Here is a 26,206-nt window from a genome sequence, read left to right as displayed (position 1 = left end):
TGAACCCCGGATGACAGGATCTTCACCTCGTCGGACCGCGGTGCGCGGGCCGGCCGGGCGGTGCCCCGGTCGGACTCACCCGCCGCGCGGGGCGATCCAGTCCGCGAAGCGCAGGCCGGTGATCCGCTCGTACGCCTCCACGTAGCGGTCCCGGGTGGCGCGCACGACGTGCTCGGGCAGGTCCGGCGGCGGCGCGTTCCCGGCGCGTTCCCAACCGGACTCGGCCGAGGTCAGCCAGTCGCGCACGTACTGCTTGTCGAACGAGGGCTGCACCTGGCCCGGGCGGTAGCCCTCCAGCGGCCAGAACCGGGACGAGTCCGGGGTCAGCACCTCGTCGCCCAGCACCGCGGTGCCGTCGGCGGTGGCGCCGAACTCCAGCTTGGTGTCGGCCAGGATCACGCCCCGCCCGCGGGCGTGCTCGGCGGCGCGCCGGTAGACCTGCAACGTCAGGTCGCGCAGTTCGGCGGCGCGCGCGGGACCCACTTCGCCCTCCACCTCGGCATAGCTGACGTTCTCGTCGTGCTCGCCGAGCTCGGCCTTGGTGGCCGGGGTGAAGATCGGCTCCGGGAGCTGGGACGCCTCCACCAGGCCGTCCGGCAGCCGCACCCCGCAGACCGCGCCGGTGCTCCGGTAATCGGCCAGGCCGGATCCGGTGAGGTAGCCGCGCGCCACGCACTCCACCGGCATCATGGCCAGCCGCCGGACCAGCAGCGCCCGGCCGCGGACCTCGTCCGGGATGCGCGGGTCGTCCGCGGCGACCAGGTGGTTGGGCACCAGATCGGCCAGCAGGTCGAACCAGTACACGCTCATCGCGGTCAGCACCCGCCCCTTGTCCGGGATGGGCGTGGCCAGCACGTGGTCGTAGGCGGAGATGCGGTCCGAGGCCACGAGCAGCAGGTGCTCGTCGTCGACCGCGTGCAGCTGGCGGACCTTGCCCGCAGCGATCCGGGGGTAATCGGCGAGTGCAACCACACCCGGATTCTGCTGCACGCCGGGTCGCGCGCCCGCACCTGGTCCACCCGGGTGGTATGACCGGGGGAGGCGTCCGGACGAGCACAGGAGACGATCGTGTCCGATACCTTCACCGACTGGCTGCGCAAGCGCAGCGAGCCCGACTGGACCGCGGCGACCAGCCACCCGTTCACCGATGCGCTGCTGGCCGGGCGGCTGCCCGCCGACGCGATGCGCGGCTACCTGGTGCAGGACTACCAGTTCGTCGACTCGTTCCTGGCACTGCTGGGCTCCGCGCTGGCCAAGGCGGACCGCTACGCGTCCCGGCTGGAGATCTCGAACAGCATCGCGGTGGTGACCAGCTCGGAGAACACCTACTTCCAGCGGGCTTTCGAGGCCCTTGAGGTGTCCGCGGCCGACCGCAAGCACCCGCGGTTGGACCCGTCCACAGTGGAGTTCCGTTCGCTGATGGACGACACCAACGCCAACGGCAGCTACCCGGACGTGCTGGCGGTGCTGGTCGTGGCCGAGTGGAGCTACCTGGAGTGGGCGATGGGCGCCCCGGAGCGGCTGCCCGAGGACTCCATCGCCGCGGAATGGATCACCCTGCACAACAACCCGCAGTTCCAGCGCTGGGTGGGTTGGCTGCGCGGCGAGCTGGACCGGGTCGGCGCCGAGCTCGACGAGCGCGACCAAGCGCGGTGCCTGCGGCTTTTCCAGCACGCCACCCGCTGCGAACGGGACTTCTTCGCCGCGCACTGGCCGGGCTGAACGGCCTGGTGCGGGGCGCTCGCGGCAGAGCGCCCCGCACGCGGGCACGCGTCCGGGCGGCGCGGTGGTGGGCCCGCTCGCGGCGGGCGCGCCCGGGTCCCGGACCGGTCCGGCTCGCGCCGGTGGTCAGAGGATGTCGCCGGGCCGGTACTCGGCGGCCCGCGGATAGCGGGCGGCGACCTCGTCGATACGAGCCACGACCGCGCGCACCTGGTCGGCGGCGGCCCCGGTGAACGAAAGCCGGTCGGCGAGCAGCTCGTCCAGCTCCGCGCGCCGCAGCGGCAGCCGCTCGTCGGCGGCGAGCCGGTCCAGCAGGTCGTTGCGCTCGGCGCCGCGCTCCCGCATGTCCAGCGCCACGGCGACCGCGTTCTCCTTGATCGCCTCGTGCGCGGTCTCCCGGCCGACGCCGGATCGCACCGCAGCCATGAGCACCTTGGTCGTGGCCAGGAACGGCAGGTAGCGGTCGAGCTCGCGGGCGACCACGGCGGGGAAGACGCCGAACTCGTCCAGCACGGTCAGCAGCGTCTCCAGCAGCCCGTCCAGCGCGAAGAACGCGTCCGGCAGCGCCACCCGGCGCACCACCGAGCAGGAGACATCGCCCTCGTTCCACTGGTCCCCGGCCAGCTCACCGGTCATCGACACGTAGCCGCGCAGCACGACGGCCAGCCCGTTGACCCGCTCGCAGGAGCGGGTGTTCATCTTGTGCGGCATCGCGCTGGACCCCACCTGACCGGGCTTGAAGCCCTCGGTGACCAGCTCGTTGCCCGCCATCAGCCGGATCGTGCGGGCCAGGTTGGACGGCGCCGAGGCCAGCTGGGCCAGCGCCGTGACCACCTCGAAGTCCAGCGACCGCGGGTAGACCTGGCCGACGCTGGTCAGCGCCTGCGCGAACCCCAGGTGCTCGGCCACCCGGCGCTCCAGTTCGGCGAGCTTGTCCGCGTCGCCGCCGAACAGGTCCAGTTCGTCCTGCGCAGTGCCGACCGGGCCCTTGATGCCGCGCAGCGGGTAGCGCTGCAACAGCTCCTCCACCCGGCGCACGGCGACCAGCAGTTCGTCGGCGGCGGTGGCGAACCGCTTGCCGAGCGTGGTGGCCTGGGCCGCGACATTGTGCGAGCGGCCTGCCATGACCAGCTCCGCGTTGTCCGCGGCGAGCCTGCCCAGCCGGGTCAGCACCGCCACGGCCCGGTCGCGCACCAGTTCCAGGCTGCGCCGCACCTGCAGCTGCTCGACGTTCTCGGTGAGATCGCGCGAGGTCATGCCCTTGTGGATCTGCTCGTGCCCGGCGAGCGCGTTGAACTCCTCGATGCGCGCCTTGACGTCGTGCCGGGTGGCGCGTTCCCGCTCCGCGATGGAGTCCAGGTCCACCCGCTCCAGCACCGCCTCGTAGTCGGCGAGCGCACGCTCGGGGACCTCGATGCCGAGGTCGGCCTGCGCGCGCAGCACCGCCAGCCAGAGCTTGCGCTCCAGGACGATCTTGTGCTGCGGCGACCAGAGCTCGACGAGTTCCGGGGAGGCGTACCGGCCTGCCAGGACGTTCGGAATGCTGGGCTTGGCGCTCACGAGTGCTCAGGATACGTCGGCCGCGCCTGCGCACCGCTGCGCGGGGGCGGGCTGGACCGGACCCGGCCGGGCGACCTACTGTTGATCCGCACCCGGCGGCGACCGGGCCCACGACTACGCGGAAGCGGGTAGCCGGACGGATGTTCCACGACGAAGACCTGTTCTGGATCGTCGGGCTCGGTACCGATCGCAGGCACGCCACCACCATCCGGCCGGGGGCGGTCTACGCGGGCCAGTGGGTGCCCGCGCTGTGCAGCGCGCAGTTGAAGATCCCGCAGCCCACGCCCAGCGGCCGCGAACCGGGCTCGACCTCGGTCCGGACGCTGTGCGAGGACTGCCTGCAGCAGGCGCAGAACGGCGACTACACCGAGGTCAGCTGGGACTTCTGAGCCGTTCGGCGTCGGAGGATTCGGGGCCGAGCTGGGCGCGCAGCATCCCGCGGGCGGCGCCGCGCGGATCCGGCCGGCTCTCGATGAGCGCGTTCACCACGGCCCCGTCGACCAGCGCGATCAGTTCCGCCAGCCGGTCGGCGGACACCGGGGCGCCGCTGCGGCTGAGGATCTCGGCCACCAGCCCGTGCGTCTCGCCCGCCAGGTCGCGCATCAGCGGCGCCAGGTACGGGCGGCGCGGTGAACCGACGAACCGCTCGTAGCGCAGCAGCACCGACTGCACGCCGCCGTCGCGCGAGCTCGGCCCGAGCAGCAGATCCAGGATCAGCTCGACGATCGCCTCCGTGCTGCGCACCTGGTCGGTGAGCTCGTCCAGCCGTGCGCGGGCCGCGGCCAGCTCACCCCGGGCTTCGTGCTCCACCGCCGCGGCGAGCAGGTCGTCCAGCGAGGAGAAGTAGTAGGTCGTGGAGGCCAGCGGCAGCCCCGCCCGCTCGGCGACCGCGCGGTGGCGCACGGCCTCGAACCCGCCCTCGGTCAGCAGCCCGGCGGCGGCCGCCACGAGTGCCTGCCTGCGCCGCTCGCCTTTGGGGGTGCTGGCCGTCGTCATGCCATCCGATCCTATTCGCCCGGTCCCGCCGGGGACGGGACCTCAGTGCCCGCCGGTGGCCAGGTTGAGCCCGATGACACCCGCGATGATCAGCGTGATGGACACGACCTTGGCCACGGAGACGCCATCCCCGAGCCACACCATCCCGATGACCGCGGTCAGCGCGGCCCCGATCCCGGTCCACACCGCGTAGGCGGGTCCCGCGGGCAGCTCGCGCATGGCCCAGGCCAGGCCGGCGAAGCTGAACGCCGCGAGCACCAGGAACCACAGCGTCGGCACGAGCCGGCTGAAGCCCTCGGAGAGCTTCAGCGATACGGCCCAGCCCGCTTCCAGCACGCCGGAGATCATCAGCACGATCCAGGCCATGGCGGCCCCCTTTCCCTCGGTCCGGATTTCTAGTACCAACGTACCAATTTTTTGGTACGGACGTACCGATCTGGTGCCGAAGAACACCGGGGGCACCGGAACGACCGGCGCGGCGGTTCAGTACCGGTCGGCCAACCCGCCCGCGATCGCGGCCAACCGAGCGCCGTACGGCGGGGCCGGCGAACCGGCGTCGGGGGCGCTGACCACGACCACCAGCTGCCCGCTGCGCGCCTCGCGCACCGCCTGCAGCGCACCGTCCGGCCGCTGCGACTCACCCGGCCCGGCCGGGTCGACGGCGCCCTCCGGCCCCACGATCACCGTCACATTGCCCGCCGAACGACCGTCCCGCAGCTCGAACGCGGCCGCCCGCGCCCCGGGCGAACAGCCCTCCCCGGCCGGAACCGGCCTCGTCCCCGCCGCCTCCGGCAGCTGATCGGCCACCGCATCGGCCAGGCCGCGATCCGGCCCGCAGCCACCGGACCGGGGCTCGGCCAGCACGCCCGGCTTCCCGGAGTCCGAACCACCGGAGTCCGAACCGAACGTGCCCGCTCCCGGCTCGTCCGGCTGCCCCCCGCGCGGCTCGGGACCGCTGCGCTCGTGCTGGGCGGGCGGCGGACCGGCCAGCTCGTCGGTCGGGCCGGTGAACCAGCCCCCGCTCACGGCGAGACCGCCCACGACCAGCACCGCAGCCGCCGCCGCACCACCGCCTACGGCCGCCGTCCGTCGCCGCGCGGTGATCCGCCGCGACGCGCGGGCCACGTCCCGCTCGTCGAACGACGCCGGCGGGACCGATCCGACGCTCCCGCGGAACAACTCCTGGAGCTCGCGCTCGTCCACCTGCTCACACCTCCCTCACGCCGACCGCAGATCCCCCAGCTCATCGCCCAGCGCCTCCCGGAGCGCGGTCAGCCCCCGGGCGCACTGGCTCTTCACCGTTCCCTCGCTGCACCGCATGACCTCGGCGACGCCGGTGACGTCCAGCCCCTCCAGGAAGCGCAGCACCAGGACGGCGCGCTGTTTGGGCGGCACCTGCTGCAGACCGTCCAGCAGCGTCTGCTTGACCGCGACCGCATCGTCCACCCGGCCCGCGCCGTCCGGCCGGTCCGGGAGCACCTCCGCGGCATGTTCGCGGCGCCACGGGCGGCGGGACTCGTCGATCACCGCCCTGGTGAGGGTGCGGCGCACATAGGCGTCCAGCGCACCCTTGTCCCGCACCTTGCGCCAGTGCCGGTGCAGCGCGATGAACGCGGTCTGCGCGAGGTCGTCGGCGCGGTGCCAGTCACCGCACATCGCGTACGCCATCCGACGCACCGCCTCCCGTCGGGCCGCGAAATACTCCGCGAACTCCTGCTCCTCGTGCTGGTCCACGCGGAACTCTCCGCTCGTTCGTGCTTGCCCAGGGGGGACGGGACTGCCGCGCCCCACGGTTGCACGCCGGGCGCGGATGCTCCACCCGTGATTGATACCTCAGTCGCGCCCGGCGTCCCGCCGCGGGCATTGCCCCGCCCCGGTGCCGGTGTGGTGTGATCGCATCGTGACCAAACCGGCACCCATCGATCTGCGCTCCGACACGGTCACGCGTCCCGACGAGCAGATGTCCGCGGCGATGGCGGCCGCCGACGTCGGCGACGACGTGCTGGACCACGACCCGACCACGCGTGCCCTCGAAGAACGGGTGGCCGCACTGCTGGGCACCCGGTCCGCGCTGTGGGTGCCCAGCGGCACGATGGGCAACCTGATCGCGCTGTGCCTGCACCTGCGCCGCGGGGACCGGTTCCTGGCCCCGCGCGGCGCGCACGTGCTCGCCCACGAGCTCGGTTCCGCGGCGTGGCTGGCCGGCGGCATGCCGGAACCGCTGGACTGGGACGCCGGGCCCGGTCGTCCGGTACCCGCGGCCGTGCGCGCGAACACCGAACCGGACACGCCGTACGACGCGCTGCGCACCACGCTGCTGTGCCTGGAGAACACGCACAACGAGGCCGGCGGCGCCGTCGTCCCCCCGCATGAGCACGCCCGGCTGGCCGCCGCCGCCCGGGACGCCGGGTTGCGCGTGCACCTGGACGGCGCGCGGTTGTGGAACGCCTCCGTGGCGCTGGGCGTGCCGCCCGCAGCGCTGACCGTCGGTGTGCACAGCGTCCAGGTCTGCCTGAGCAAGGGGCTCGGCGCACCGGTCGGTTCGGTCGTGGCGGGCGGCGAGGACTTCGTGCAGGAAGCCCGCCGGGTGCGCAAGATGCTCGGCGGCGGCGTCCGGCAAGGCGGGGTGCTGGCCGCGGCCGGACTGCGCGCGCTGGACCGGATCGACGCGCTGGCCGAGGACCACGAGACCGCGCGAGCGCTGGCCGACGGACTCACCGAGCTGGGCTGGGAGGTCGGCGCACCGCAGACGAACATGGTGCTGGCCTCGGTCCCGGACACCCGGCTGACGCTGCGCAGGCTGCGCGCCGCCGGAGTGCTCGCGGTGCCGATGGCCGGTGCCATCCGGTTCGTCACGCACCGCGACGTGGGCAAGGCCGATGTCGACACCGCGCTGCGCCGGATCCGCGGAGCCGGGCTGTGACCGGCCACCTGCGCTGGGTCGTCTTCGACTACGGCGAGGTCATCAGCCTCCCGACGACCGCGCTGGAGGAGATGGCGGCGATGCTCGGCGCGGGCCGGGACGCGTTCGCCGACGCCTACTACGCGGTGCGCCGCCGCCGCGGCGGCCCAGTCGGCCGCGGTGGCGGCCAGCGAGCACGCTGAGGACGATCAGGCGTTCGTCGACGCGGTCTCCGAATTCGGCCCCGACGAGCCCGACGACGGTACCGACGCGTGAGGCGCGGGGAGATCTACATCGCCGCGGCCCGCGGGGTCTACACGGGCAAACCGCGCCCGGTGGCGATCGTGCAAGATGACTCCTTCGCCGAGACCGCGTCGGTGACGGTGTGCCCGCTGACCACCGACCCGACCGCGGCGCCGCTGCTGCGCGTGCCGGCGCCAGCGGTCACCACCGGCTTGAGCAGCGACAGCAGCCTCATGGTCGACAAGCTCACCACGATGCGCCGCGAGCACCTGCGCGACCGGGTCGGCCAGCTCGACGACGCGACGCTGCTGGGGTCGGCCCGGGCCCTGGTCGTGTTCCTCGGCATCGCCACCTGAAGCCCGGCCGTCCGGTGCGGGGCGGGCGCTGGCGCCCTGAAGAACAACCCACGGAACCGCACAAAGCCCCATCAGCGGTGGGGTCTGAGGCTCGCGCGCAGCGGTCGAAGTGGCGCGCGGAGCATCGTCCGCGGCCCGGACCTACGGCGCCGAGGTGGTGCGGAGGTGGGGTGGCCGACCTCCTCGGCCACCCCACCCTGAAAAAGGGAATGCGCATGCTGGACCCGGAACTCAAGACGCGACTGGATGCCGCGGCCGACCCCATCGCCCGCGGGCAAGCCGAAGCCGGTGCCGGAGCAGACGAACGCGCCCAACTGCTGGCTACCGAAGCCGACCGGCGCGGCCGCGGGGGATCACCTCGCTGGCCGAGGACCTCGGCATCACCCAGCAAGCCGCCTCCGCCGCGGTCGCCCGCAGCCGCACGGTACCTGCACCGCCCGGACTACGACTGCCGGAAGACACCCTGTCCAGTGGGCTGGCCGCCGAGCGCGCGGAACTTGCGCCCCGGACCGGCCGGCAGTGGCAGCAGCTCGCGCACCTCGTGCGCGGGATCGTCATCGACGCAGTGTGGGTGACCGGCCAGCCTGGGCCGATGTTGGCCGCCGAAATCGCCCTCGCCGGTTCTGTCGGTAGTGCTCGAATAGCCGAGTGATCATCTGTGGTGCAGGTAGCCCCGGGCCCGGACGTGGGGACCCAGCGCCGAAACGTTCACCAAGTCAGCGATCATGGGCCAGTTCCGAAGTGTCTTCGGTATGCACGGTCAGAGCGACGACCAGTCCCGCGACCGCAGCGGCCACGGGCAGGGCGAAAACGGCCATGAGACCGACGCTTTGGACCGCACCGCTGGTTGCGGAGCCGAGCGAGTTACCGATGAGGGTGATCGTCACGACCCACGCGAAGGCCTCGGTTTTCGTCCCCTGGGGGGCTACCTCGCCGATGATCACGAAACCACAGGCCAGCACAGGAGAGAGGAAAATCCCGGCAATGCCCATGAGCACGATCATGATGGCTAGGGATGGCTGCGTCAGCAGGGGCAGGTAGCAGCAAGCCAGCCCGGCAAACAGTATTGGCAGCTGTGTTCCAGCGCTGGCTGGCCACGTCCGAGAGCCGTAGATGAGTCCGCCGATGAGCGCGCCTGCCGCATGTGCCCCCAAAAGCAGGCCCGACATGTCGCCGGAAGTCGAGTTTGCCTCAGCGAACATCACGGTGGCGAGGCTAAAGACCCCGAGAGCGAATCCGACCCCACCGAGGCTCAGCAAGGTCTTGCGGAGTTCCGAGGAGCGCAGCGGGCCTGCCCAAGACCGAGTTTCGTAATGACTGGGCTGCCACTGCCGCACAGGGCGTGCTCGTGCAAACAACAGTGTTCCCACGAGGGTGGCGCCGGCCACGCACCACACCGCGAGAGTGGGCGAGGTGGCCGCCGCAATCGCCACGACCAGCAATGGGCCGGTCACGTACACGATTTGCTGTAGCGAGGCGTCGAGTGAGTACGCAGCCGCCACGAGCCGCTGCTGCCCGAGCAGTTTCTCCCACAGGCTGCGCAGGCAGGGTTCGAGTGGTGGTGTCAATCCTCCGGCCAGGACGACAGCCACGGCTGCGAGCAACAGTGAGTCCGCACCGAGCGCCAGGAGTGCAAAGCCGACCGCGGATCCAAACGCCGAGGTGACCAACACCCGAGTCTGGCCGGTCTTGTCTACAAGGCGTCCGAGCAGAGGGCCGCCGATGGCAGTCGCTACTGCGAACAGCCCTACGAGCACGCCGACCTGCGCGTACGGCAACTGCTGACTGCGCAGCACCAGCGCGATCGACAGCGGCCCCATCCCGTTCTGGAGTCGCCCGAGCAAATTCGTTGTCAACAAATACTTGGTATAGGGCTGCGCGAAGCAGTCCCGGTAGGAATGTCCCATGAAGATGCGTCCTTCGAGCCGTGCTGTCCAGCTGTTCACCGGGCGAGCAGCGTCAGTGCCCGCCCGTGCAGCAGCGAGTTCGTGGACAGCGCATTGCCCCCAGTGATCGTGTCGGCGCCGGTGAGATCCGTGAACCGGCCGCCGGCTTCCTCCACAACGATCTTCAGTGGGGCCACGTCCCACGCATTGACAATCGGGTCGGCAGCCAGATCAAGCGCACCTTCAGCCACCAAGCAGTGCGACCAGAAGTCACCGTAGGCGCGGTCTTCCCAGCACGCGTCGACTAGCGAGAGGTAAGCATCCCGGTTGTGGAACTCCGGCCAGGTGCCCAGATGCGAACTCGACACGATGGCATCGTCCAACTGCGACACTGCCGATACAGCCATCTGGCGCGTCTCGCCGTCGAAACCACGCACATAGGCGCCGTGCCCCAGCCCGGCCCACCAGCGTCGACCGAGCGCAGGAGCACTCACCGCTCCAGCCACCGGCTGACCATCGACGAGCAGGGCGACCAGAGTCGCCCACACCGGCAGCCCGCGTAGGAACGCCTTCGTCCCATCGATCGGATCGATTACCCAGGTACGTCCCGAAGTGATGGCACCGCCGCCTTCCTCCCCGACGACGGTGTCGTCGGGGCGCTCCCGGGCCAGAACCGCTCGGACCTCGTCCTCGACGGCGGTGTCGGCATCACTGACCGGTGTCCGGTCAGGCTTGCGCTCAACACGGAGGTTGCTGCTGCCTACGCGAGAGGTCGTGATCGCGTCCGCAGTGTCGGCAAGTAGTTCCGCGAGTTTCACATCGGAGGAGTCGACATTCATGTTCGCTCACACTGCCATATCTACCACCACAGGTCATCCGGCAACCAATGAATTGAACACGAAGTGAACCAAAGGCGTCTTTCCCCTGCTTCCACAGTTTCTTCCACGCAAGAAGAATGCCGCCCTGAGCAATTACTCAGGGTGATAATTTTTTCACTGCTTTGTCACTCGATCAGAGTGTTGGGTGGGGTGCCGCACCCCGTTAGGTTGTTACCTGCAAGCTGCTGGGGTCGGGGTAAGACACTTCCCGTATCACTTTCGGGAAGCTATTGCCGGGGGACGTGTGGCAACTTCATCGGAACGCGCGAACGAAAAGCGTACGGTTCATTCTAAGATCACGAAAAAATTCAAGACAGAAAGCGGTCAACTCGTCTTTAGTAACGGACAAGGCGGGGAGGTACAGGCGACCGACGGAACAACGTACCTCGACTTTGTCATGGGATACGGTCCGGTTGTTCTTGGCCACAACACGGAATCGTTTACCCAGGCGGTAGCCGAATCGCTCACCAACGGTGTGATGATGCCGGGCTACACCTCTTTCCATGAGGAATACCTTGATCGTTTGTTGGTCGACCAGCCTGGCAGGCGCGGAGCGTTTTTCAAGACCGCCTCCGAGGCCGTCACGGCCGCGCTGCGTCTCGCGGCGATCGAGACGGGGCGTCGACGCTGCCGGAGTGAACAAAGGTGCAGCTCTACGCGCCGCGGCCGCCGACCGCGGCTATTGCCTCGAGCGGTGCGCTGCGATCGGGGACATGCCCAACGACATCACGATGCTGCAGACTGCGGGCGTGTCCCTGGCGATGGGCAACGCGCATCCTGCGGTCTTCGAGCATGCAACCTACGAGCTGCCGCACCAGGATGCTCACGGTGTCGCGATTGCCCTGCACGCGATCGTTCGAGGTGCCAAAGCACGTAGTGCGCTTAAGCCTGATCGTTAGGTTGGTCGACGGCGCCACAGTCGTCGCCGCACGGAAGAGCTGACCCGCTGGATGACCAGCTGGAGGAAACACCATGGCCACGATCTCGTCGAGGCTTACGCCTACTCGCGAGATCCTGACCACGCCGTCAGTGGCACGCCTGCTGTCAGCGTCGTTGGTAGGTCGGTTGCCCACGGGCATGGCCGCACTGGCAATTCTGCTGAGCGTGCGTGCGCACGACGGCAGTTACACCCTCGCTGGCGCCCTGTCGGCAATCTATGCCGCCAGCGCGGCCGTCGGTGGCCCACTGCTCGGGCGACTGATCGACCGCACCCGGCAGCCGCCCACGCTCATCATCTCCGGTCTGATCTCGGCGGCCGCTTTCATCGGTCTCGCAGCGGTTGATCCCACGACAACGCCCGTCACCGCGATGGGTTTGGCCGCCGCGGCCGGAGCGGCAACACCGCAGCTGGAACCCTGCCTGCGCGTGCTGTGGTCACCCGTGTTGCGTGACGAGCACGCCGTGCGGGTTGCCTATTCCCTCGATGCCGCCACCCAAGAACTGATTTTCGTCGTCGGTCCGCTCGTGGTTCTGGCTACCAGCGCGCTGGCTGACCCGGGGATCGGTTTGGTGACCGCGGGCGTTCTGGGAATCACCGGCAGCCTGTGGTTTGCCACCGCAGCCCCCGCTCGTCAATGGCGTGGTGCCCCCACCACTGCACACTGGGCAGGACCACTGCGCTCCGTGTCCCTCGTCAGGCTCCTAACAGCCCTGCTGTTCGTCGGCGCAACCATTGGAGCCTTCACCGTTGGGATCACCGCCTATGCTGAGCACAGCGCCGCACCCGCGGCCGCCGGCTGGCTGATCGCCGCCAACGCCGTCGGAGCCCTGGCAGGAGGTATCGCCTACACCATGCTCTCGGCGGCCGGGGACGAGCATCGACGGCTACAGCTCCTGTTGTGCGCGCTGGGGTTGGGGTACGCCCCACTGGTGATCCAGCTCGAGATACCAGCGATGGCGGTGCTGGCTATTCTCAGCGGTCTCGCACTCCCCCCTGTCCTGGCGTGCTCGTTCGCTCTCATCGGCCAACTCGCGCCTGAAGGAACCATCACCGAGGCTCACGCTTGGATGATCACAGCGTTCGGTGCCGGAAACGCCGCCGGATCCGCCCTGGCTGGCTTCGCCGCCGACACCGTCTCCAGCCGTCTTGCGCTTGCGGCCAGTGTTGCCATGGCGACGGTCGCACTGGTTGTCGCCGCACCGTCGTTCGTGCGCCCCAAGCCACGCACCAAGCAGCACGCGCAGTAGGGCAGATCCACGCATCCTCACAGGAGACCCTCCGCGCAGCACCACCAAGAAGAGGGCGAAACACCCCGTGGGGCTGGGTAGCGCTAGGTGTTGCGGGTCGGGGGCGTAGCCCACGAGTGAGGCCGAAGCTGGAGCATGATGGTCGTTCTGCGGTTCGGATTCAGGTTCCGAGTTGCCACGAGGTGAGATAGCTCTGTTGCCGGTTGGTGAGCTCGTCTAGGGTGATGTTGTAGGCAGCGAGTTTGCTGCTGGCGACTTCGTTTTCGATGGCCACCGGGATCGGGTGCACAGCGGGTTCGAGTTCGTCGGTGTTCTCGGCGAGGTAGCGCACTGCGAGTGCTTGAGTCGCGAATGTCATGTCCATGACTTCGGCCGGGTGGGCTTCAGCGGCGGCCTGTCCGAGCAGACGTCCTTCGGCCAGGAGCAGAATTCGGTGCCCTTCGGGCAGGGTGTATTCCACACAGTTCTCGCGCACGTAGCGCCGGCTGGTTGCCGTGGTCGTGAGTTCGTCGACGGTGATTTCCAGGTCGAAGTGTCCGGAATTGGCGATCACGGTCCCGTCCGGCATGGCGCGCATGTGCTCGACGGTGACCACGTCTCGGTTGCCTGTCGTAGTGATCACGACACTTGCCTGGGGTGCGGCTTGCCGCATGGGCAGCACGCGCATCCCATCGAGTTTGGCTTCCAGTGCCCGGACAGGGTTGACTTCGGTGACGATCACCTCGGCACCCATGCCGCGGGCGCGCGCGGCCACGCCGCGTCCACACCAGCCGTAGCCGGCGACCACGACTGTGGCTCCGGCCAGCAGCATGTTCGTGGCCCGTAGCAGCCCGTCGATGGTGTTCTGTCCGGTTCCGTAGCGGTTGTCGAACAAGTGCTTGGTCAATGCATCGTTGGTCGGCAACACCGGGTAGGCCAGGGCGGCATCGGCGGCCATATTCCGCATTCGTACCACCCCAGTGGAGGTAACCTCGGTTCCCCCGACGATCGCGGGCAGCAGATCGGGGCGGTGCTCGTGCACGGTGGCAGTCAGATCTGCTCCATCGTCGACGATCAGGGTTGGCTCGATGTCGAGCACCCCGGCCACCTGCTGGTAGTAAGTCTCTCGGTCGCAACCGTGGATAGCGAAGACCTCAGCGCCGATGTCGCGCTGAATCGCCGCCGCCACATCGTCCTTGGTGGATAGTGGGTTGGAGGCGCATAGAGCCATCTGCGCCCCGCCGGCCACCAGAGCGCGGCAGAGGTTGGCCGTCTCAGTGGTTACGTGCAGACATGCGGCGATGCGGTGGCCCCGCAGCGGCTTGTTCTCGGCCCACCGCGAGGTCAGCTCGGCCAGCACCGGCATGCGCGTGTAGGCAAACTCGATCTTGCGGGCACCCTCGTCGGCCAAAGCGGGATCACTCAATAGCGGCATCGGCTCGTCCTTCCTCCCGAATTGCAGAACCGCCCCGATTTCACCGGCCCGGCCCCGCCGGAGACCAGGGCAAAAACCCTGCATCAACCTCTCACCACCTGGCGCCCGGCAGGGCTGGCGAAGCATCGCCACTGGAACCGCCGTGCTCGCCCCCATTAACCTCACGGCACATGGTTCGTCCCTCGACACTGGCCGATACACGCCGCCGACATGGTCATACTCAAGAATCGCTCGCACGGCAGCTCGGTGTCGATGTCTCCAGCATCGCCCGCTGGGAACGGGGCACCTCACCACCATCACCACGCATGCGCGTTGCGCTCGCCCGTGAACTGGCGCTGTCGCTGGATCAGCTCGCGGATCTGCTACCCGCGTCGAAACACACGCGCGCCCGTCGCCGCACGCGACCGACTCGTCGCGCGGAGACCGCTGACGAGGTCCCCGAACTCATCAAAGACCGGTGGAGCTCGGCTGACTGCGCCAGACTTGCCTCCCAGCTCGGAACCAACCCCGTGAGGAAGGTGACTGGTGAGCACACTGCTCGGGTAGCGCACCAATGGTTAATCACCCCGGCTCCCGCCCTAGTCGAGGCTCGCGAACCTCACCAGCGAACCCGACGGATCGGGACAGACACCCTCAACCACTTGCAGGCTCGGCTGCGCTACCTGCACCACGCCGACGACTTCGTCGCCGGTGGCGACCTACACGCCACCATTCAAGACGAGCTCGCTGGCGCAGCTTCGCTGCTGCACACCAGCAGATTCACCGACACCACCGGACGTGCTTTGTTGCGAGTCCTCGCCGAACTCGCTGAACTCGCCGGCTGGTCCACCGCTGACGCTGGCTACACTCGCACCGCCGAGCATTACTATCTCCACGGCATCCAAGCCGCCCACGTGGCCAACGCCCAAGTCCTCGCCGCCCACCTCGTTTCGAGCCTCGGCTACCACCTTGCCGAAACCGGCACCGCCCCACACGAGGCAGTGCTGGTCACTCGCTCAGCATTGGCTCGCATCGACGAGCTCGCCGCTACCGACGACGCGGCCACCCCATCGGTCCGTGCCCTCCTGCATGCCCGGACCGCCTGGGCGCACACCGTCGCCTGCGAACCCAGTCACGCAGCCGAACAAATCCATCGCGCTGAGGATGCCTACGCCCACCGCTCCAGCGCTGACCCGGATCCCCCTGGGCCTACTGGCTGACCCCCGATGAAATGCAGATCATCCTTGGCCGCCTCGATACCCACCTCGGCCGACCACGTCAGGCGCAACAGCGCCTGCGCGCCGCCTACGACGGCGGCCAGCCACCCGCCGAATACTGGGCCGCGGTGGGCGCGCGGCTCGGCATCGCGGTGGACGACCCGCTGGCCGAGCGGCTCACCGCCGCCGACATCGCAGGCTGGCTGCACCCGGATCCGGCCGCGCTGGACCTGCTGGACGAACTGCGCAGCGCACCCGTGCAGCTGGCGCTGCTGTCCAACGCGCCCGCGGTGTTCGGCCGGGCCGCCGAGCGCCAGGACTGGACGCGGGGCTTCCAGCACCTGCTGTTCTCCGGGGACGTGCAGCTGATCAAGCCCGATCCGCGGATCTACCGGCTGCTGCTGGACCGGATCGGCGCCCGCGCCGCGGAGTGCCTGTTCTTCGACGACCGCCCGGACAACGTGCGCGCCGCCCAGGAGTGCGGGATGCGGGCCGAGCTGTGGCGCGGTGCGCCCGCCGCGCGCTCCGGCCTGCGCGAACGCGGCGCCATCACGCCCTGACGCCGGTCAGGACTTGATCTGCTTGCGGTCCTTCGCCCAGCCCACGGCCGCGGTCACCGCGAACAGCGCACCGCCGAGCACGGCGAGCCAGAACAGGCCCTTGATGAGCATGCCGGCAACCGTGGCCACGAGCCAGACCAGCAGCAGAGCGCCGATCACCTTCCACAACATCACAACGCACCTCAGTTCGACCGCACGGAGCCCAGAGCTCCAGCCTGCCAGAAGGACCGGGCACAACCGGCATCAGCTGGGCGATCTCCGGGACATCTCCGGGTCGCGAGCTCAGGGCCTGGGGCTGCGCGGCAGCCAATCGGCCATTCGCTGCAGGGCCTGCTCGATGTCCGCGGACGCGCCGGCGAACGACAGGCGCACGAACCGGTGGCCCGTCGCGGGGTCGAAATCGCCGCCGGGCACGACGGCCACGCCGGTGTCCTGCAGCAGGCGGCGGCAGAACCGGGCCGAATCGGTGTCCAGGTGCCCGATGTCCGCCCAGGTGTAGAACGCGCCGTCCGCCGGGGCCAGCCCGCCGATGCCCAGCTCGGTCAGCCCGCCGACCAGCAGCTCCCGGTTCCTGCGGTAGCGCTGCACGTGCCCGTCGACCTCCGCGTACGCCTCGGGCGTGAACGCGGCGACGGCGGCGCGCTGGGACAGCGCGGGCGGGCACAGGGTGAAGTTGCCGGTCAGCGCGTCGACCGCGCGGCGCAGTTCGGGCGGCACCAGCATCCAGCCGAGCCGCCAGCCGGTCATCGACCAGAACTTGGAGAACGAGTTCACCACGACCGCCGCGGGGGAGAACTCCCGCGCGCTGCGCGGATCGGTGCCGTAGGACAGCCCGTGGTAGATCTCGTCGCTGATCAGCCGCACGCCGCGCCGCTCGCACCAGTGCGCCAGCTCGGCGAGCTCGGCCGGGTCGAGCACGGTCCCGGTCGGGTTCGCCGGGCTGGCGACGACCAGGCCGTCCACCGGCCGGTCCAGTTCCTCCAGCATCCGCGCGGTCGGCTGGAACCGGGTGCCCGCGTCGCAGGGCAGCTCCACGACCTCGCAGCCCAGCGCGGTCAGGATGTTGCGGTACGCGGGATAGCCGGGCCGGGCCAGCGCCACCCGGTCGCCCGCCTCGAACGCGGACAGGAAGGCCAGCAAGAACGCGCCGGACGCGCCGGTGGTCACCACGACCTCGTCCGGGTCGACGGGCAGCGCCCACCGGGACCGGTAGTGCCCAGCGATGGCCTCGCGCAGCTCGACGAGGCCCAGCTGCTCGGTGTAGCCGAGCGGGTCGGACTCCAGCGCGCGCACCGCGGCCGCGCGCACCGCGTCCGGAGCGGGCGTGGACGGCTGGCCCGCGGCCAGCGAGAGCACGTCCCCGCGCTCGCGCTGCCGGGCTGCCGCCGCGGACAGCACCTCCATCACCTGGAACGGGGCGACGTCCGCGCGCGCAGCCGCCCGCAGCGCGCGATCTCCCGCGGCGGTCACCGTCAGCTCCGGACCGGTGCGCTGATCTCGCCGAGCGCGGCGCGCTGCGCGATGTCGGTGCGGTGGTGCGAGCCGGGCAGGTGCACCAGGTCGACCCGCTCGTAGACCTCGTCCCGCGCCGCGGCGAGATCCGCTCCGGTCCCGACCACGGACAGCACCCGGCCGCCCGCGGATAGCACGGCACCGTCCTCGCGGCGCCGGGTCCCGGAGTGCAGCACGCCGCGGGCGTCACCGCCCTGCACGACCTCGTCGATCCGCGGCCTGCCGGGGTAGCCCTCCGCCGCGATCACCACGGTCACCGCGGCGCCGGGCTCCCAGCGCAGCGGCGGCTGCTCGGCCAGTTCCCCGCGGGCCACGGCCCCGAGCGGACCGGACAGCGGGGTCTCCAGCAGCGCCAGCAGCGCCTGGGTCTCCGGGTCGCCGAACCGGCAGTTGAACTCGATCACCTGCGGCCCCTCCGAGGTCAGCGCGAGCCCGGCGTAGAGCAGGCCGGAGAACGACGCGCCGCGCCGGTCCAGTTCATCCACGACCGGCTGCACGATCGTGCGCACCACCTCGTCAGCCAGGCCCTCCGGCGCCCAGGGCAGCGGGGCGTAGGCACCCATGCCGCCGGTGTTCGTACCGGCGTCACCGTCCCCGACCCGCTTGAAATCCTGCGCGGGCAGCATCGGGACCACGGTGGTGCCGTCCACCAGGCAGAACAGCGAGGCCTCCGGACCGTCCAAGAACGACTCCAGCAGCACCGGGTGCCCGCCGTCGAGCAGGGTCAGCGCATGCGCCCGGGCCGCATCGAAGTCCGCGGTGACCAGCACGCCCTTGCCGCCGGCCAGCCCGTCGTCCTTGACCACCCAGGTGGGGCCGAACCCGGCCAGCGCGGCGTCCAGCTTGGCTGGGTTGTCCACCACTTCGCTGCGCGCGGTGGGCACCCCGGCCGCGGTCATCACGTCCTTGGCGAAGGCTTTCGAGCCCTCGATGCGGGCGGCTTCCCCGGAAGGCCCGAAACAGGCGATCCCAGCCGCGCGCACCGCATCGGCGGCACCGGCGACCAGCGGGGTCTCCGGCCCGAAGACCACCAGGTCCGCCTGCCAGCGCAGGGCCAGCTCGGCGATCTCGTCCGGTTTGGCCACGTCGACGCCGTAGGTCTCGGACAGCGCAGCGGTGCCCGCGTTTCCGGGTGCGCACGCCAGGGCGGTCACCGAGGGGTCGTGGGACAGCGCCAGCACGATCGCGTGCTCCCTGCCCCCGCCACCGATCACGAGAATTCGCACGAAGCGGAGCGTAACGTCGCTGCGGCTCGACCGAACGCCTCCCCCGGAGTTCACCCGGATGTCGGCTCCCGGACAGCTCGCCGCCCGGCCGGACCGGCACACTGCCGGACGACCGCGGGCGGCACGCGCCCGCCGCCGGCGAACCCGGGAGTCGCGATGTCGATGAAACTGCGCCTGCTGGCCGCGCTCACCGCGGGCAGCGCGGTGCTGGGGCCCGTACCGGTCACCGCCGCGGCCGCCGAACCGGAGGTGTACGGGCACCGCGGCGCGTCCGGGTACCTGCCCGAGCACACCCTGCCCGCCTACGAGCTGGCCGCGCGGATGGGCGCCGACTACATCGAGCCGGACCTGGTGCCCACCCGGGACGGGCAGCTCGTGGTGCGGCACGAGAACGAGATCGGCAGCACCACCGATGTGGCCGAGCGCCCCGAGTTCGGCGAGCGGCGCACCACGAAGACCGTGGACGGCGAACCGGTCACCGGCTGGTTCACCGAGGACTTCACGCTGGCCGAGCTGCGTTCGTTGCGCGCCACCGAACGCATTCCCGAGCTGCGCCCGGACAACGCCGCGCACGACGGCCGCTACCCGGTGCCGACGCTGCAGGACGTGCTGGATCTGCGGGAACGGCTCTCCGCCGAGCTGGGCCGGGAGATCGGGGTGGCACCGGAGACCAAGCACCCCGGCTACTTCGCCGCCGCGGGCGTTCCGGTCGAGCCGGAGCTCGTGCGCGCGCTCAACCGCAACGGGCTCAACCACCCGGACGCGAAGGTCGTGGTGCAGTCGTTCGAGACGGCCAACCTCAAACGGCTGGACGAGCAGCTGGCGGTTCCGCTGCTGCAGCTCATCGACAGCTCCGGGGCGCCGCAGGACCTCATCGACGCGGGCGATCCGCGCACCTACGCCGATCTGGTGCGGCCGGAGGGCCTGCGCGAGATCGCGCGCTACGCCGACCTGCTCGGCCCGGACACCGAGGTGGTGCTGCCGCGCGACGAGCAGGACCGGCTGACCGGCCCGACCCCGGTGGTGCGCGACGCGCACGCGGCCGGGCTGCAGGTCGTGCCGTACACGGTGCGCGCGGAGAACGACTTCCTGCCCGCGGAGTTCCGCTCCTCGGCGGACCCGGCGGCCCGCGGGGATGCGCTCGGCTTCTTCGAGGTGCTGTTCGCCCAGGGCGTCGACGGCATCTTCAGCGACCAGCCGGACCTGGCGGTGGCGGCCCGGGAGGACGCGCGGACCGAGCGCTGACCCACGTCGGGGTCGCGCGGTCCGGTGCGGGCGCCGCAGCGCACCTAACCTGTCCACGGTGGACGGAGGTGACGTGCGGTGGCCCAACTCCTTCTCGTGCTGATCGGCGCGCTGCTGGTCACCGCGTTCGCGCGCAGCAGGAACATCGCGGCCCCGCTGCTGCTGGTGCTGGTCGGCCTGCTCGTCTCGCTGATCCCGGGCCCGGTCGACGTGCGCGTCGACCCGGAACTGCTGCTGACCGTGGTGCTGCCGCCGCTGCTGTACTCGGCGGCGCTGCAGAGCTCGTACCTGAACTTCCGCGCCTACTTCGGCCCGATCGCGAACCACGGCGTGCTGCAGGTGATCGCGACTTCGCTGGTCATCGGCTGGGTGGCGCACCTGGTGTTCCCGCAGCTGCCGCCGAGCTCGGCGCTGGTGCTCGGGGCGGTCGTGTCCCCGCCGGACGCGGTCACCGCCTCGGCCATCGGGCGCCGGCTGCACCTGCCGCGCGGGATCACCACGGTGTTCGGCGGGGAGAGCCTGATCAACGACGCGGCGGCGCTGACCGTCTACCGGATGGCGGTGGCGGCCGTCGTGGGCAGCACTCCGACCGTGGCCGAAGGCGTGCAGGTGTTCGTGCTGGCCGTGCTGGTGGGGCTCGGCGTCGGCCTCGCGCTCGGCGTGCTCGCGCAGTCCGCGCGCACCCGCATCCCGGACGTCGGGGTGGCCACGGTGCTGAGCATCCTGGTGCCGTTCACGGCCTACCTGCTGGCCGAACAGCTGCAGGGTTCCGGCGTGCTGGCGGTGATCAGCGCCGGGCTCTACCTCGGGCACCACCAGCCGCGGGCCCGCGCGGCCGGGCGGCTGCAGGAGCAGACCGTGTGGAACGCGATCAACCTGCTGCTGGAGAGCCTGGTGTTCTCCCTGATCGGCTTGCAGCTGCACTCACTGATCCTGGGTATCCACGCCTCCGGCCGCGACCTCGGGCTGCTGCTGGGCGGCTGCTGCGCGGTGCTGCTGGCCGTGATGCTGGTGCGCGCGGGGTGGATGTTCGGGGCGAGCGTGCTGCCGGGGCTGTCCCGGCTGATCCACGGGCGGCGCGACCGGCGGCGGATCTGGCGGCGCACGCTCGTGCTGTCCTGGACCGGGATGCGCGGGGTGGTGACGCTGGCCGCGGCCGGGGCGATCCCCTACACGACCGAAACCGGGGCACCGTTCCCGGAACGGGAACTGATCCAGCTGGTCGCGTTCGTGGTCACCGTGGGCACCGTGCTGCTGCAGGGCACGACGCTGCCGTGGCTGATCCGCGTGCTCGGGGTCTCCGACCCGGAGCAGGCCGCCCGGGACGACCGCGCCGAGGCGCAGGCGCGCCGGACCGCGACGAACGCCGCGCTGGCGTACCTGGAGGAGCTCCGGCCGCAGGACCTGGGCATGCCGGAGAAGCGCTCGCGCGCGGTGATCGACCGGATGAAGGCGCTGGTCGAGCACCAGGGGATGGCGGCGTCCGAACAGGTCGGGCGCACCCCGGACGAGCGGGAGACCTCGGCCCGGGACACGTTCGTCGACCTGCGCCGCAAACTGCTGGAGGTGGAGCGGCGCACCATGGCCGACGAACGCGACGCCGGGCGCATCGACGACGAGGTGCTGCGCCGCGTGCTGCGCGAACTGGACCTGCAGGAAGCGGCGCTGGACAGCTCCTGGCGCAACCGCTGACCCGCCCGCCCCGCGGAGGCCCCGCGGGGGAGGGCGGCGGGATCAGGCCATGGAGTGCCGGACGATCGTCTGCTCGCGGCCGGGTCCGACGCCGATCGCGGAGACCCGCGCCTTGGACAGCTCCTCGATGCGCTGCACGTAGGCCTGCGCGTTGGCGGGCAGGTCCTTGAACGTCCGCGCCCCGCTGAGGTCCTCGGTCCAGCCGGGCATCTCCTCGTAGATCGGGACCGCGTGGTGCACGCCGGTCTGCGTCATCGGCATCTCGTCGGTGCGCTCGCCGTCCACGTCGTAGCCCACGCAGATCGGGATGGACTCCAGCCCGGACAGCACGTCGAGCTTGGTCAGGAAGTAGTCGGTGATGCCGTTGACCCGGGTCGCGTACCGGGCGAGCACCGCGTCGAACCAGCCGGTGCGCCGGGAGCGCCCGGTGGTGACGCCGAACTCGCCGCCCTGGCTGCGCAGGCTCTCGCCCGCCTCGTCGGTGAGCTCGGTCGGGAACGGCCCGGCGCCCACCCGCGTGGTGTAGGCCTTGAGGATGCCGATCACCGCGTTGATCCCGGCCGGTCCGATGCCGGAACCGGCGCAGGCCCCGCCGGACGTGGGGTTCGACGAGGTCACGAACGGGTAGGTGCCATGGTCGACGTCGAGCAGCGTGCCCTGCGAGCCCTCCAGCAGGATGGTCTCCCGGCGTTCCAGCGCCTGGCTGAGCAACAGCTTGGTGTCCGCGATGCGGTCGCGGAACCGCTCGGCCTGGCCGAGCACGGTGTCCACGACCTCCTCCGCGTCCAGGCCGCGCCGGTTGTAGACCTTGACCAGCAGCTGGTTCTTGTACTCCAGCGCCGCTTCGACCTTCTGCCGCAGGATCTTCTCGTCGAGCAGGTCCTGCACCCGCACGCCCACCCGAGCGACCTTGTCCTGGTAGCAGGGGCCGATGCCGCGGCCGGTGGTGCCGATCTGCTTCTTGCCCAGGTAGCGCTCGGTGACCCGGTCGATCGCCACGTGGTACGGCATGATCAGGTGCGCGTCCGCCGAGATGAGCAGCCGCGAGGTGTCCACCCCGCGCTCCTCCAGCCCGGACAGCTCCTCCAGCAGCACCGCGGGGTCGACGACGACCCCGTTGCCGATCACGTTGGTGACCCCGGGCGTGAGGATCCCGGAGGGGATCAGGTGCAGCGCGAAGTCCTGCCCGTCGGGCAGCACGACGGTGTGGCCGGCGTTGTTGCCGCCCTGGTAGCGGACGACCCACTGCGCCTGCTCGCCGAGCAGGTCGGTCGCCTTACCCTTGCCCTCGTCGCCCCACTGGGCGCCGATCAGCACGATCGCCGGCATGTGAAACTCCAACCTGGACTGGGTGGTCGCCAGCGCTGCGGCGCGCCTCGTCCGCTCCCACCACTGGATAGGCCGGTCGATCAGGGTAGACCAGGAGCGAAACGTGACTACCACCGCATTGTCCTGCGGAAACGTCGACCGCGCAGCGCGCCCGGATGCACACGGTGCGCGATGGACCGATGTCGGATCCCGGCCCGGCAGACAGGAGCTGGACCCGGTGCTGGCCGAGGCGACCGGGCGTGTCGTGGTGCACGGCACCGACGCCGATCTGGCCGCGGTGGTGCTGCGGCTGCTGCGCAAGGACCGGCTGGCCGGGCTGGAGGTGGGCTACGTCCCCGCGGAACCGTCGCCGGCCGCCCGGTTGTGGGGTGTGCGTCCCGGTGATGCCCGGCACGCGTTCACCGCGTCCGCCCGGCCCGCGCCGCTGATCCGGGACGACTCCGGCGGGGTGCTGCTCGGCACCGCTGCGATCGAGCCGATCACCGGCCAGGTGTACTGCGACGACGAGCGGGTGCTCAACGGTCCGGCGCCGCGCCTGGAGGTGTCACCGGACCCGGCCGCGACCCCGCTGCCCGCGGGGAGCGACCCGCCGGCGGACCCGGCCGCGGACGGGCTGCGGGTCGCGGTGCTGCGCCGGGGCCTGTTGCGCCGCAAGCGCGACACGACCGCGGGCCGCGCAGCGCAGGCGAGCTTCGATCCGACGACGGTCGTCCAGGACGGCGTCGCGCACCCCCGCCCCGCGGACAAGTGGGTCTGGTACCGGCACACGCAGGACCTGCTGCTGGTCCGCGGCAGCTGATCGCCGGAGCTGCGCCCGGAACTCCGCAGGCGGCACGATCGCTGGCGGTTTCACGTCATGTCATCGATCGGTCACGTACAGCTGTTGTCCCGGCCACTCCGCTGGGCAATGGTCGTTCCCGGACACCGACGGCCACGCGGAGGAAACCATGACATCCACCCGATCGCTGCGCGCCACCCTGCTGACCGCATCCGCTGCCGGCGCGCTGGTGCTCACCCTGGCGACCCCGGCCGCGGCCGAACCGCCGGGCATTCCCGATCCCGGCACCGCGGGCACCCAGCTGGAGGAGCTGACCGTGGCGCCGGAAGGCCCGATGGACGGCTACGACCGCGACCGGTTCCCGCACTGGAGCGAGGGCCCCGACAACTGCAACACGCGGGAGAGCGTGCTGGAGCGCGACGGCGAGGGCGTCGAGACCGGCGATGACTGCTACCCGACCTCGGGCACCTGGTTCTCGCCCTACGACGGGCAGACCTGGGAGAAGGCGTCCGATGTGGACATCGATCACGTGGTACCGCTGGCCGCGGCCTGGCGCTCCGGCGCCGCCGATTGGGACGACCAGCGCCGCGAGCAGTTCGCCAACGACCTGGACAGCCCGCAGCTGATCGCGGTCACCGACTCGGTCAACCAGGAGAAGGGCGACCAGACGCCGGATTCCTGGATGCCGCCGCAGGCCGACTACCAGTGCACCTACGCGTCGATGTGGATCGCCTCGAAGCACAAGTGGGGCCTGACCGTCACCGAAGCGGAGAAGGGCAGCCTCGCCGACGCACTCGGCTCCTGCTGATCCGGACCGGTCCGGGCCCGCCGCACCGGGCGGGTCCGGATCAGTCCTCGTCCTCGTCGGTCCCGCGGTGCTCCTCCGGGTGCAGCGCGGGCAGCGCCTCGTTGGCCTCGATGCGGCTGAGCCCGGTGGCCTGCAACAGGTCCACCGCGATCGACCGCACCTGCAGCACCACGACCTGCATGGAGAAGTCACCCTCGCTGAACATCTCCACCGTCGTCTTCTGCGCCACGGCGCGCGCCGCCTCGCGGGTCTGCACCGGATCCGCGCCGGAAGCCAGCTCATCGCGCAGCAGGGTGACCGCGCCGGCGAGCTCCTCCAACATCCCGGGCAGCGGCCGCGGAACCGGTTCGTGCTCGCGCAACGCGCTCAGCGCCCGGCGGGCGAGCACCCGGGTGTTGCGCAGTGCCCGGTCCACCGGATCGGCGGCGACCTCGTAGTGGTCCAGGTCGTGTCTGCGCCGCCAGCGGATCGGGGCGAACCGGGCGATCTCCCGCCCGGCTTCCAGCGCGGCGCGGAACTCCTCCACGGAGCGCTGGCTCTTGCGCGCCTTGGCCAGCACATCCACCGCCGCTTCGATGTCCTGCTTGGACACCGCGCCCGCGACACCGCGCAACGCGTCGGCCAGTTCGCCCAGCACCACCCGGCCGTTGCGGTGCGCCACGGACAGCGGGTTGGCGGGCAGCAGTGCGGCCACCACGAATCCGACCAGCCCGCCGATCGCCGCATCCAGCATCCGGGTGAGCCCGCCCGCGGTCGCCGGTGGCAGCAGCGTGGCCACCAGCACGGACGAGGACGCGGCCTGCAGCACGATCACGCTGCCGCTGTCCAACAGCACCGCGGTCCCCATCGCCAGCGCCACGACCAGCGCGATCTGCCAGGTCCCGGTGCCGATGAACGAGATGAGGATGTCCCCGATGCCGACGCCGACGCTGACGCCGACCACCAGCTCCAGGGTGCGCCGGGTGCGCTGGCCCAGGCCGACGCCCAGCGAGATGACCGCGGCGATGGGGGCGAAGAACGGCTGCGGGTGGCCGACGACGTACTTGGCGAGGTACCAGGCCAGCCCCGCGGCGATCGCGCACTGCAGGATCGGGACGCCGGTGCGGAACAGGCGTCGCAGCCGGCGGGTCAGCTCCTCGCGGAGTCGGTGCACGGGAGCATTGTCGACCAACCCGGCCCCGCGGGACGAATCCGCGTTCACGGCAGCACCCGGCGCACCGCCGCCTTCTGCGCCCCCGGTCGGCCGCGGCGGCGGATTCCGCCGGAACGGGCGATGTTTCGCACCTGCGGGTGGTCAGTCGAGTCCGGTGGCGCGCAGCGAGGCCGGGTCGCTGTCCTCCAGGAGCGCGCGGCAGCGCTCGAACTCGTCGTCCTCGCCGATCGCGCGGGCGGCCTTGGCCAGCGCCGCCACCGAGCGCAGCACGCCCTGGTTGGGCAGGTGCGCCCACGGAACCGGTCCGAACCCCTTCCACCCGGACTTGCGCAGCGCGTCCAGCCCGCGGTGGTACCCGGTCCGCGCGTACGCGTAGGAGGCGATGTGCCCGCCGGAGTCCGCAGCGCGCTCGGCCAGCGCGGCCCAGGCGGCGCTGAACGTCGGGTGGTGCGCGGCGACATCGGTGGGATCGGCGCCGGAGTCCAGTTCGGACTGCGCCGCTTCGTCGGCGGGCAGCAGGGTCTCCGGCGGTTCGAGCAGGTTCCGGTTCGTCATGGCCCCAT

Annotated in this window: 28 protein-coding genes and 1 pseudogene; 14 read left to right on the top strand and 15 right to left on the bottom strand. The window is 70.9% G+C overall.

Annotation, left to right across the window (positions count from 1 at the left end; genetic code table 11):
- Window positions 1-75 precede the first annotated feature (75 nt).
- Window positions 76-972, bottom strand: a complete 897-nt coding sequence (locus IQ251_RS09920) for a phosphoribosylaminoimidazolesuccinocarboxamide synthase (protein WP_193928204.1) — start codon at window positions 970-972, stop codon at window positions 76-78.
- Between the two features lie 96 nt (window positions 973-1,068).
- Here IQ251_RS09920 and IQ251_RS09915 point away from each other — a divergent pair, with 96 nt between their 5' ends.
- On the top strand, window positions 1,069-1,722 hold the full coding sequence (locus tag IQ251_RS09915) for a TenA family protein (protein WP_193928203.1): 654 nt from the start codon (window positions 1,069-1,071) through the stop codon (window positions 1,720-1,722).
- Between the two features lie 126 nt (window positions 1,723-1,848).
- On the opposite strand, the gene purB is transcribed toward IQ251_RS09915, so the two are convergent.
- On the bottom strand, window positions 1,849-3,282 hold the full coding sequence (gene purB, locus IQ251_RS09910; protein WP_193928202.1) for an adenylosuccinate lyase: 1,434 nt from the start codon (window positions 3,280-3,282) through the stop codon (window positions 1,849-1,851).
- Window positions 3,283-3,422: 140 nt separating this feature from the next.
- On the opposite strand from purB, the gene IQ251_RS09905 reads away from it, so the two are divergent.
- Window positions 3,423-3,671, top strand: a complete 249-nt coding sequence (locus tag IQ251_RS09905; RefSeq protein WP_193928201.1) for a hypothetical protein — start codon at window positions 3,423-3,425, stop codon at window positions 3,669-3,671.
- Here IQ251_RS09905 and IQ251_RS09900 read toward each other — a convergent pair.
- The 4 genes from IQ251_RS09900 to IQ251_RS09885 form a co-directional block, all read right to left on the bottom strand.
- Window positions 3,655-4,278, bottom strand: coding sequence for a TetR/AcrR family transcriptional regulator (locus IQ251_RS09900; RefSeq protein WP_193928200.1), 624 nt, complete (start codon window positions 4,276-4,278; stop codon window positions 3,655-3,657). The two genes, IQ251_RS09905 and IQ251_RS09900, sit on opposite strands and share 17 nt — an antisense overlap.
- Window positions 4,279-4,320: 42 nt before the next feature.
- Entirely contained in the window at window positions 4,321-4,644 is a 324-nt protein-coding gene (locus IQ251_RS09895) for a DMT family transporter (RefSeq protein WP_193928199.1), read from the bottom strand.
- A 117-nt stretch (window positions 4,645-4,761) separates the two neighbouring features.
- Window positions 4,762-5,481, bottom strand: a complete 720-nt coding sequence (locus IQ251_RS09890) for a hypothetical protein (RefSeq protein WP_193928198.1) — start codon at window positions 5,479-5,481, stop codon at window positions 4,762-4,764.
- 15 nt (window positions 5,482-5,496) lie between these two features.
- Window positions 5,497-6,012 carry a SigE family RNA polymerase sigma factor gene (locus IQ251_RS09885; RefSeq protein WP_193928197.1) on the bottom strand — a complete coding sequence of 172 codons (516 nt, stop codon included), beginning with the start codon at window positions 6,010-6,012 and terminating at the stop codon, window positions 5,497-5,499.
- 166 nt (window positions 6,013-6,178) lie between these two features.
- Between IQ251_RS09885 and IQ251_RS09880 the strand changes: the two genes are divergently transcribed.
- The 3 genes from IQ251_RS09880 to IQ251_RS09870 all read left to right on the top strand — a co-directional run bounded on the left by IQ251_RS09880 (window position 6,179) and on the right by IQ251_RS09870 (window position 7,779).
- Entirely contained in the window at window positions 6,179-7,201 is a 1,023-nt protein-coding gene (locus tag IQ251_RS09880) for a threonine aldolase family protein (RefSeq protein WP_193928196.1), read from the top strand.
- A complete protein-coding gene (locus IQ251_RS09875) occupies window positions 7,198-7,383 on the top strand; it encodes a hypothetical protein (protein WP_193928195.1) in 186 nt (61 codons plus the stop codon). The genes IQ251_RS09880 and IQ251_RS09875 overlap by 4 nt, the downstream gene beginning before the upstream one ends.
- 69 nt (window positions 7,384-7,452) lie before the next feature.
- Window positions 7,453-7,779 carry a type II toxin-antitoxin system PemK/MazF family toxin gene (locus tag IQ251_RS09870; RefSeq protein ID WP_193928194.1) on the top strand — a complete coding sequence of 109 codons (327 nt, stop codon included), beginning with the start codon at window positions 7,453-7,455 and terminating at the stop codon, window positions 7,777-7,779.
- 716 nt (window positions 7,780-8,495) lie between these two features.
- On the opposite strand, the gene IQ251_RS09865 is transcribed toward IQ251_RS09870, so the two are convergent.
- The gene (locus tag IQ251_RS09865; protein ID WP_193928193.1) at window positions 8,496-9,725 is read right to left on the bottom strand and encodes an MFS transporter; all 1,230 of its coding nucleotides are present in this window, start codon (window positions 9,723-9,725) and stop codon (window positions 8,496-8,498) included.
- Complete coding sequence (gene hisN / locus IQ251_RS09860) at window positions 9,722-10,504, bottom strand: histidinol-phosphatase (RefSeq protein WP_193928192.1); 783 nt, start codon at window positions 10,502-10,504, stop codon at window positions 9,722-9,724. Before hisN ends, IQ251_RS09865 begins: the two co-directional genes overlap by 4 nt.
- 184 nt (window positions 10,505-10,688) lie before the next feature.
- Between hisN and IQ251_RS20265 the strand changes: the two are divergent.
- The 3 genes and pseudogenes from IQ251_RS20265 to IQ251_RS09845 all read left to right on the top strand — a co-directional run.
- A pseudogene (locus IQ251_RS20265) lies at window positions 10,689-11,141 on the top strand (aminotransferase class III-fold pyridoxal phosphate-dependent enzyme); the annotation flags it as partial.
- The gene (locus IQ251_RS09850) at window positions 11,047-11,442 is read left to right on the top strand and encodes an HAD hydrolase family protein (protein ID WP_228046487.1); all 396 of its coding nucleotides are present in this window, start codon (window positions 11,047-11,049) and stop codon (window positions 11,440-11,442) included. The pseudogene IQ251_RS20265 and the gene IQ251_RS09850, both read left to right, overlap by 95 nt.
- A gap of 73 nt (window positions 11,443-11,515) precedes the next feature.
- Entirely contained in the window at window positions 11,516-12,730 is a 1,215-nt protein-coding gene (locus tag IQ251_RS09845) for an MFS transporter (protein WP_193928190.1), read from the top strand.
- A gap of 160 nt (window positions 12,731-12,890) precedes the next feature.
- Here IQ251_RS09845 and ahcY read toward each other — a convergent pair whose 3' ends face one another.
- Window positions 12,891-14,144, bottom strand: a complete 1,254-nt coding sequence (ahcY, locus tag IQ251_RS09840) for an adenosylhomocysteinase (protein ID WP_193928189.1) — start codon at window positions 14,142-14,144, stop codon at window positions 12,891-12,893.
- A gap of 170 nt (window positions 14,145-14,314) precedes the next feature.
- Here ahcY and IQ251_RS20415 point away from each other — a divergent pair, with 170 nt between their 5' ends.
- Both IQ251_RS20415 and IQ251_RS09830 read left to right on the top strand, forming a co-directional pair.
- A complete protein-coding gene (locus IQ251_RS20415) occupies window positions 14,315-15,343 on the top strand; it encodes a helix-turn-helix domain-containing protein (protein ID WP_193928188.1) in 1,029 nt (342 codons plus the stop codon).
- 11 nt (window positions 15,344-15,354) lie between these two features.
- Window positions 15,355-15,900, top strand: coding sequence for an HAD family hydrolase (locus IQ251_RS09830; protein WP_193928187.1), 546 nt, complete (start codon window positions 15,355-15,357; stop codon window positions 15,898-15,900).
- A 6-nt stretch (window positions 15,901-15,906) separates the two neighbouring features.
- Here the strand turns inward: IQ251_RS09830 and IQ251_RS09825 are convergent, their stop codons facing one another.
- From IQ251_RS09825 to purD, 3 genes are all read right to left on the bottom strand, one after another.
- Window positions 15,907-16,071 (bottom strand): hypothetical protein, encoded by a 165-nt coding sequence (locus IQ251_RS09825; protein ID WP_193928186.1) that lies wholly within the window; start codon window positions 16,069-16,071, stop codon window positions 15,907-15,909.
- A gap of 111 nt (window positions 16,072-16,182) precedes the next feature.
- Complete coding sequence (locus IQ251_RS09820) at window positions 16,183-17,304, bottom strand: pyridoxal phosphate-dependent aminotransferase (RefSeq protein ID WP_193928340.1); 1,122 nt, start codon at window positions 17,302-17,304, stop codon at window positions 16,183-16,185.
- 68 nt (window positions 17,305-17,372) lie between these two features.
- Window positions 17,373-18,638, bottom strand: coding sequence for a phosphoribosylamine--glycine ligase (gene purD, locus IQ251_RS09815; protein ID WP_193928185.1), 1,266 nt, complete (start codon window positions 18,636-18,638; stop codon window positions 17,373-17,375).
- A gap of 156 nt (window positions 18,639-18,794) precedes the next feature.
- Here purD and IQ251_RS09810 point away from each other — a divergent pair, with 156 nt between their 5' ends.
- A complete protein-coding gene (locus tag IQ251_RS09810; RefSeq protein WP_193928184.1) occupies window positions 18,795-19,883 on the top strand; it encodes a glycerophosphodiester phosphodiesterase in 1,089 nt (362 codons plus the stop codon).
- A 78-nt stretch (window positions 19,884-19,961) separates the two neighbouring features.
- Window positions 19,962-21,575 carry a Na+/H+ antiporter gene (locus IQ251_RS09805; RefSeq protein ID WP_193928183.1) on the top strand — a complete coding sequence of 538 codons (1,614 nt, stop codon included), beginning with the start codon at window positions 19,962-19,964 and terminating at the stop codon, window positions 21,573-21,575.
- Window positions 21,576-21,617: 42 nt separating this feature from the next.
- On the opposite strand, the gene IQ251_RS09800 is transcribed toward IQ251_RS09805, so the two are convergent.
- Window positions 21,618-22,904, bottom strand: a complete 1,287-nt coding sequence (locus IQ251_RS09800) for an adenylosuccinate synthase (protein WP_193928182.1) — start codon at window positions 22,902-22,904, stop codon at window positions 21,618-21,620.
- A gap of 103 nt (window positions 22,905-23,007) precedes the next feature.
- Between IQ251_RS09800 and IQ251_RS09795 the strand changes: the two genes are divergently transcribed.
- Both IQ251_RS09795 and IQ251_RS09790 read left to right on the top strand, forming a co-directional pair.
- On the top strand, window positions 23,008-23,703 hold the full coding sequence (locus tag IQ251_RS09795) for a hypothetical protein (RefSeq protein WP_193928181.1): 696 nt from the start codon (window positions 23,008-23,010) through the stop codon (window positions 23,701-23,703).
- A gap of 148 nt (window positions 23,704-23,851) precedes the next feature.
- Complete coding sequence (locus IQ251_RS09790) at window positions 23,852-24,490, top strand: HNH endonuclease family protein (RefSeq protein ID WP_193928180.1); 639 nt, start codon at window positions 23,852-23,854, stop codon at window positions 24,488-24,490.
- Between the two features lie 40 nt (window positions 24,491-24,530).
- Here IQ251_RS09790 and IQ251_RS09785 read toward each other — a convergent pair whose 3' ends face one another.
- Complete coding sequence (locus IQ251_RS09785; protein WP_370591308.1) at window positions 24,531-25,643, bottom strand: FUSC family protein; 1,113 nt, start codon at window positions 25,641-25,643, stop codon at window positions 24,531-24,533.
- Between the two features lie 141 nt (window positions 25,644-25,784).
- Entirely contained in the window at window positions 25,785-26,198 is a 414-nt protein-coding gene (locus IQ251_RS09780) for a DUF3151 domain-containing protein (RefSeq protein WP_193928179.1), read from the bottom strand.
- Window positions 26,199-26,206: the final 8 nt, after the last annotated feature.

The sequence above is a fragment of the Saccharopolyspora montiporae genome, from assembly GCF_015209505.1.
Lineage (GTDB): Bacteria > Actinomycetota > Actinomycetes > Mycobacteriales > Pseudonocardiaceae > Saccharopolyspora > Saccharopolyspora montiporae.
Note: the sequence above shows the minus strand (reverse complement) of the source record. Positions and strands in the feature narration are given on the sequence as shown.